Origin of the sequence: Promicromonospora sp. NPDC060271 (genome assembly GCF_042726755.1) — a bacterium.
In the GTDB taxonomy this organism is placed as follows: Bacteria; Actinomycetota; Actinomycetes; order Actinomycetales; family Cellulomonadaceae; genus Promicromonospora.
This window is the reverse complement of sequence record NZ_JBHXBG010000237.1, coordinates 1-7,123: the sequence shown is the minus strand read 5'-3', so window position 1 is coordinate 7,123 and position 7,123 is coordinate 1. Positions and strand designations below refer to the sequence as shown.

Annotated in this window: 3 protein-coding genes; 2 read left to right on the top strand and 1 reads right to left on the bottom strand. The window is 73.9% G+C overall.

The genetic code is table 11. From position 1 onward, the window contains the following. The first annotated feature begins 78 nt into the window (after positions 1 to 78). Both ACFWE2_RS23800 and ACFWE2_RS23795 read left to right on the top strand, forming a co-directional pair. Entirely contained in the window at positions 79 to 1,554 is a 1,476-nt protein-coding gene (locus ACFWE2_RS23800) for an MFS transporter (protein WP_377226684.1), read from the top strand. 76 nt (positions 1,555 to 1,630) lie between these two features. Beyond that, entirely contained in the window at positions 1,631 to 3,202 is a 1,572-nt protein-coding gene (locus ACFWE2_RS23795; RefSeq protein ID WP_377226683.1) for a glycosyltransferase family 39 protein, read from the top strand. A 90-nt stretch (positions 3,203 to 3,292) separates the two neighbouring features. Here the strand turns inward: ACFWE2_RS23795 and ACFWE2_RS23790 are convergent, their stop codons facing one another. Next, the gene (locus ACFWE2_RS23790; protein ID WP_377226682.1) at positions 3,293 to 6,988 is read right to left on the bottom strand and encodes an ATP-binding cassette domain-containing protein; all 3,696 of its coding nucleotides are present in this window, start codon (positions 6,986 to 6,988) and stop codon (positions 3,293 to 3,295) included. Between the last annotated feature and the right edge of the window lie 135 nt (positions 6,989 to 7,123).

Here is a 7,123-nt window from a genome sequence, read left to right as displayed (position 1 = left end):
ACGCTCAGGTCACCCGAGTGACCTGAGCGTCTGACACGTACGATCTTGTGGGTTCCCCTTTCCGAGAGGCGCACTTCCGTGACCAGCTCCCCCGTGCCCGCCAGCCCGGACGCGACGCCGCGCAGCTCGTGGATCGCGCTCGCCGTGCTCATCCTCGGCGTCTCGATGGCCCTGCTCGACACGACCATCGTCAACGTCGCGCTGCCCACCATCCGCACGTCCCTCGACGCGTCCGAGGGCACCCTGTCCTGGATCATCTCCGGGTACGCGCTCGCCTACGGCCTGGCCCTCATCCCGGCCGGCCGGGTGGGCGACCGCGTGGGCCACAAGTGGGTGTTCATCGTGGGCCTGGCGGGGTTCACGCTCGCGAGCCTGTGGTGCGGGCTCGCGGACGGTGCCACCGAGCTCATCGTGGCCCGCGTGGTGCAGGGCCTGTGCGGCGGCATCTTCTTCCCGGCCGTCACCGCGCTGATCCAGCTCATGTTCGCGGGCCGCACGCGCGGCAAGGCGTTCGCCGTGATGGGCGCGGCCATCGGGTTCTCGACGGCGCTCGGGCCGATCGCCGGCGGCCTGCTCATCGAGGCGTTCGGTGAGAACGAGGGCTGGCGCTCGATCTTCTTCGTCAACCTGCCCTTCGGGGTGATCGCGGTCGCCGCCGCGATCGTGCTGCTGCCCCGCATCGTCGTGGGCAGCTCCGCGCGCGGGGTCGACGTCGTGGGGCTGCTGCTGGTCTCGGTCGCGCTCGTCACGGTGCTGGTGCCGCTCATCGAGGGCGAGGACGCCGGCTGGCCGTGGTGGACCTGGACGTCGCTGGTCGGCGGCCTGCTGCTGCTCGTCGCGTTCGCCTTCTGGGAGCGGCGGGTCGCGGGACGCGGCGGCAGCCCGCTCGTACCGCCCCGCCTGTTCGCCCACGCCGCGTTCACCGGCGGCGTGATCCTCGCGCTGGTCTACTTCGCGGCGTTCACCAGCATCTTCTTCACGATCTCGATCTTCTGGCAGTCAGGGCTCGGCCACTCCGCGCTGGCGTCGGGCATCGTGTCGGTGCCGTTCGCCATCGGGTCGATCGTCGGCGCGTCGCAGAGTGAGCGTCTGGCGCACCGCCTGGGCCGGTCGGTGCTCGTGATCGGCACGGGCATGGTGGCGCTCGGGCTCGTGTCGCTGTGGCTGGTCCTCTGGCTGGTGCCGACCGGCGACCTCACCCACTGGACCCTCGCGGCGCCCCTGCTGGTCGGCGGCATCGGCAGCGGCCTGTTCATCGCACCGAACGCCCAGTTCATCGTCGCGACCGTGGACCGGGACCAGGCGGGCGCGGCGTCCGGCGTGATCGGCACCATGCAGCGGGTCGGCTCGGCGGCGGGCATCGCCGTCGTCGGCTCCGTGCTCTTCGGGTCGCTCACGTTCCCACCCGGCCGCCCGACGCCCGAGGCGGTCGCCGAGGCCTTCGCGCACGGCGCGACGATGGCGATGGCGACGAGCGCCGCGCTCGCCGTGGCGGCGTTCCTGCTGGTCTTCACACTGCCGCGCCGGGCGGACGGCCGGGTGCCCGCGGCATAGCGCCGTCCCGCCCGGAGCAAAGACCACCCGGTCCACTTCTGGCGGGCCTCGACCGTTCGCCGGTACGGTTCCGGCCATGGCGGTCGCGTCCGCACCACCCGGCCCTGGCACCGACGGCCCCGGCACAGGACCCGGGCCAGGACGGGCACGCCCCGCGGAGCCTCGGCCGGCCGTCGCCTGGGCCCCTGTGGGAGCCGCGGTACTGGTCCTCGGCATGCTGCTGACCGCCGTGAGCACGCAGTACGGGTACCACCGCGACGAGCTGTACTTCCGCATGCTCGACCCGGCCTGGGGATACGTGGACCAGCCGCCCCTGACGCCATGGCTGGCGCGGACCTTCGCCGAGCTGTTCGGCGACACCCTGCTCGTCATGCGGATCCCGGCGACGCTGGCACACCTGGCCGCGATCGTGGTGATCGCGCTCGTCACGCGGGAGCTCGGCGGGCGCGCCGGCGCGCAGGCGCTGGCGGCCTGGGGATACGGGACGGCGGCCATCCCGCTGGCGTTCGGGCACACGTTCCTCACGGCGAGCCTGGACCTCGTCGTGTGGCCGGCCGTGCTGCTGTGCGTGATCCGCGCCGTGCTCCGAGACCCCCGCTGGTGGCTCGCCGCCGGGCTGGTCACCGGCGTCGCGCTCTACAACAAGCTGCTCGTGGTGGCGCTCCTCGGCGGGATCCTGCTGGGGCTGGTCGTCGCGTGGCCGTGGCGGATGCTGCGCGCGTCGGGTGCCGTCACCCGGTGGCCGCTCGCGACGCCGTGGCCGTGGGCGGGTGCGGTGCTCGCGCTGCTTGTGGGTCTGCCGAACCTGATCTACCAGGCCACGAACGGCTGGCCACAGCTCGCCATGGGTGCCGCGCTCGGCGAGAACAACGGGGCCGACGTGCGTTCCGAGATGTGGCTCTTCCAGCTCCTCACCCTCGGCCCGCCGCTGGCCCTGATCTGGATCGTCGGGCTGGTGTGGCTCTGGCGACGTCGGCCGACGCTCCGCTTCCTGGTGGTCGCCTACCCGGTGCTGCTCGCGTTCACCTATGCCGCCGGGTCCCAGACGTACTACGCCACGGGCCTGCTGGCGGTCCTGTTCGCGGCGGGCTGCGTCCCCGTCGCGGCCTGGGCCCGGACGGCGTGGCGGCGGACGCTCGTCGTGGCAGTCGTGACGCTGAACGCCGCGTCATGCCTGGTCATCAGCCTGCCGCTGGTACCTGTCGACGTGCTGGGCGAGACCCCGGTCGCCGACATCAACGCCTCGGCCCAGGACGCCGTCGGCTGGCCCGAGTACGTGCGGCAGATCGCCGACGTGCACGCCGCGCTGCCCGCAGGCGAGATGGATCAGGCGGTGATCCTGACGCAGAACTACGGCGAGGCCGGCGCCGTGGACCGGTTCGGCCCCGAGCACGGGCTGCCCCCGGTCTACTCGGGGCACAACCAGCTCTGGGAGTACGGTCCGCCGCCGGACTCCGCGACCGTTGCGCTGGTCGTGACCGAGGCCCCTGGGGCCTGGGTCGGCCGCTTCGCGGAGTGCGCTGTCCGGGGAGAGCTCGACAACGGCGTCGACGTCGACAACGAGGAGCAGGGCGCTTCGATCCTGGTGTGCCGTGAGCCGGTGGGCGGCTGGGCCGCCGTGTGGCCTGGGCTGCGGCACCTGGACTGACGCGGTCGGCGTGACGCCGTGGCTGCCCTGCCCTGCCCTGCCCTGCCCGCGGAGCCTGTCAGGCTCCGCGGGCAGACTGCCGGACGGCGGTCAGCCCGCCAGGTGGCTCCACCTCGCCGCGAGGTCGGCCCACGGCCCGACCTCGGCGACCTCGCCGTCGACCAGGACCACCACGCGGTCGGCGCGGGCGAGCGCCGCGCGCTTCGACGTCGCGCCCACCACCGTGGTGCCCCGCTCACGCAGGGCGGCCCACAGCTCGATCTCGGTCGAGGCGTCGAGCGCGCTGGAGACGTCGTCGGCCAGCAGGAGCTCCGTGTCCGCCGCGAGCGCCCGCGCGAGCGCGAGCCGCTGGACCTGACCACCGGACAGCCGCACCCCGCGGTGTCCGACCAGCGCGTGCGGACCGCCCGCTTCCTCCATGTCCTGCGCGAGCCGCGCGCCCTGGACCGGGCCGACGATGTCGCGGGCGTGGTCCAGCCGCACGTTGTCGGAGAACGTGCCGGACAGCACGCGCGGCACCTGCGCCACGTGGGCGACCTGGCCGGGGCGCATGAAGACCTGGGCGTCGGTCACCTCGGTGCCGTTCCAGCGGACCTCTCCGGTGTGCTCGATGAGCCCGGCCAGGGCGGACAGCAGCGACGACTTGCCCGAACCGACCTGGCCGAGCAGGAGCACGAGCTCGCCGCGGCGGATCACGAGGTCGACGTCGGAGACGCCGATCGTGCCGTCGTCGTGCAGCGCGGTGACGTTGTGCAGCTCCAGACGGTCCAGGGGTTCGCGCGGAGCCGGCTCGGGCGACGGCGCGGTGCCGGTGACCAGGTCGACGCCCCGCTCGCGCGAGACGAGGTCGACGCCACCGGCGAACCGGGCCGTCGCGACCTGCCAGGCCCGGGTGCCGGGTGCCTCGGTGACCACGGCGCCGGCCACGACACCGAACCAGGCGAAGCCCATCACGGCGCTCGAGACGAGCAGCGTGGTGGCCAGGTCCCACCGGTCGGTGAGGTAGAACGCCCAGGCGGCGACCACACCCACGTAGAGGGTCACCAGCGGCACCGAGTCGAGCACCGCCTGCACCCGGTGCTCGAAGATGGCCGCCTTCACGCGGCCCGAGTCGACCACACCGAGGTGCCTGCGCACGTCGGGCGTGCGGGCGGCGAGCTTCACCGTGCGAGCCGAGTCGAGCGCCGAGACCAGGGCGCGGCCGAACCGCGCACGTGCCGCCGAGGAGCCAGCGGCCGAGCGACCAGCGATCGGCCGGCCGATCGCCGACGCCGTCGCCGAGACGACCATGACCGCCAGCAGGACGGCGCCGGCGGTCCAGGTCCCGCTGATCAGCGCCGTGACCGCCACGATAGCGAGCCCGTTGACGAAGTCGACCCAGCGGTCCGCGTACCGCACGAACCGGTCGGCGTCCATGGACCTGGCCACGACCTCACCGGGCGGCGTGTCGGGCAGGCGGTACTGCCGGGTCTGCCCGTGCATGACCGACATCCGGATCCGCAGCAGGATCTCGATCCACCAGCGCGGGTACACGCCCATGGCACGGGAGATGAACAGCGGCTGCATCAGCAGCAGGACGGCGAGCGAGACCAGCAGGACCAGGGGCAGCTCACCGGTGCCGACCTGCTCGACCGTGCGGCCCCACAGGAACCCGGTGACGGCGCCCTGTGCGGCGACCAGGCTGGCGAGCAGGAACAGGACCGCGCCGAACAGGCCCCACTGCGGACGCACGAACAGCGCGTGCAGCACACCGCGCGCGAGGCTCGGCCCGTCACCGGGCCGGGCCAGGTCGGGTGGCGTTCCCGCCCGACGGCGGCCGCCGACCGCGTCGGGCTCGGCCGCTGCGCTGTCCGGCTCGGCGGAGCGGGACCTGGCGGCGTCCGACCCAGCCGCGTCCGACCCGACGGCGTCCGACCCGGCGGCGTCCGACCCGACGGCGTCGAGCGGCTGCGCGACGGGAGCGGCTACCGACTGGGCGCGTGCCTCGTTCGTGGCGTCAGTCCGGCTCGCCCCCTGGGCGTCGAGCGACCCGTCGCTCGCTCCGGCCTCCAGCAGCGAGCGGAACGGCCCCGGCTGGCGGGCGAGGACCGCGCGCCGGCCCTGCTGCACCACCCGGCCCCGATCGAGGACGGCCACGAGGCCGGCTCGTTCGATGGTGCCGAGCCGGTGCGCGATGAGCACGCCCGTGCGTCCGGTGAGCAGTCGGTCCGACGCCGCGACGACGCGCGCCTCGGTGAGCGGGTCCATCCGCGCGGTCGCCTCGTCGAGCACCACGAGCTGGACGTCGCGCACGAGGAGCCGGGCGAAGGCGACGAGCTGCTCCTCGCCCGCCGAGAGCTTGGTGCCGCCGGGCCCGAGGAGGGTGTCGAGGCCGTCGGGCAGGCCGGCCGTCCAGTCGGTCAGGCCGAGCTCGCGCACCGCCGCGTCGATGTCGGCCCGGGGGACGTCCGCGAACAGCGCGATGTTCTCCGCGAGCGTCCCGGCGATGATCTCCGTGCGCTGCGTGACCACGCCGACAGCGCCCCGCAGCTTCTGCAGGTCCAGGTCGCGTACGTCGGCACCGCCGAGGAAGACCGAGCCCCGTTCGGGCTCCACCGCACGCGACATGAGCGCGGCCAGCGTCGACTTGCCCGAGCCGGTGCGGCCGACGAGCGCGATGGTCTCACCGGCCGGCACCGTGAGGTCGACGCCCTGCAGCGCGAACGTGCCCTCGGCATAGGCGAACGTCAGGTCGCGCAGCTCGAGCCCCAGCGGCCCGTCGGGCAGGTCGTCGCCGCCGTCGGGCTCGGGCTCGACCGCCAGCATCTGGCGGATGCGCAGCACCGCGCCGAATCCCTCCTGGATGTCCGGCAGGTGGTGGACCAGGTTGTCCATCTGCCCCACGAACATCGCGGTGACCAGGAAGAGCGTGACGAGCTGCTGCACCGACAGGCCACCGCCGACGGCCACCACCGCGCACGCGACCGCCGTACCGGCCAGCAGCGCGTACATCACCAGACCGGCGCGCCGGAGCAGGCGTTCCTCGACGCGCACCACCGAGCGGAACTTCTCGTGCACCGTCGCGGAGAGCTGTGCGACCCGCCGCACGGCGAACGCCTGCCCGAGGCTGGTGCGCAGGTCGTTCCGGGCGGCCACGGCCTCCTCGAAGGCGGCGGCGTGATCGGTCCACGCGGCCTCCTCGATCACCTTGCGGCGTGCGATCTCGCCGAGCAGCGGCCTGGTGAGCAGGGCGACGATCCCGCCGAGCACGGGGAACAGGAGCCAGGCGGGCCACCAGGTGATGCCGGCGATGATCCACATGGGGATCACGCCGGCGACCGTGCGGGCCGCGCCCCACAGCTGGCGGCGCACGAGCGTTCCGACGGCGTGCGTGTCGTCGTCGACCCGGTCGAGGACCTCGCCCACCGCCTGCTCCGAGAGGGTCGCGAGCGGCTGGCGCAGGGCCGCGCTGAGCAGGTCGCTCCGGAGCTTGCCCTCGGCCCGGTCCACCACGCCCGCCCAGACCACCTGTCCGAGGCCGTCGAGGAGCGCACCACCGACCACGCACAGGGCGAGCAGGACGAGCCCCAGCACGGTGGCGTCGGCCGCCAGCTCCCCGGCCGCTGCCGCGCCGAGGGCCTGGCCCACCGCGCCCGCCGTCAGCGCGAGCAGGGCGACGACCGCGGCCACGCCGCGCAGCCGGCGCCAGTCGAGCCGGCGGTCCGGGTCGTCCGTCGGCACGGGCGCAGGGCGGGGCGACGCCTCGGGAAAGGGCGTGGTCTCAGGGGTCTGCGGTGCGTCGATCATGGTTTCCTGAGGCTACGTCGAGACACCGACAGTCCCCGCCTCTTTTTCCACCGAGCGACCAAGGTCACGCCCCCACCGCGAGGCAGGATCGGCGAAGTAGAGCGCCTGTCCGAGTCCCCTGGCGACGCCGGGGGT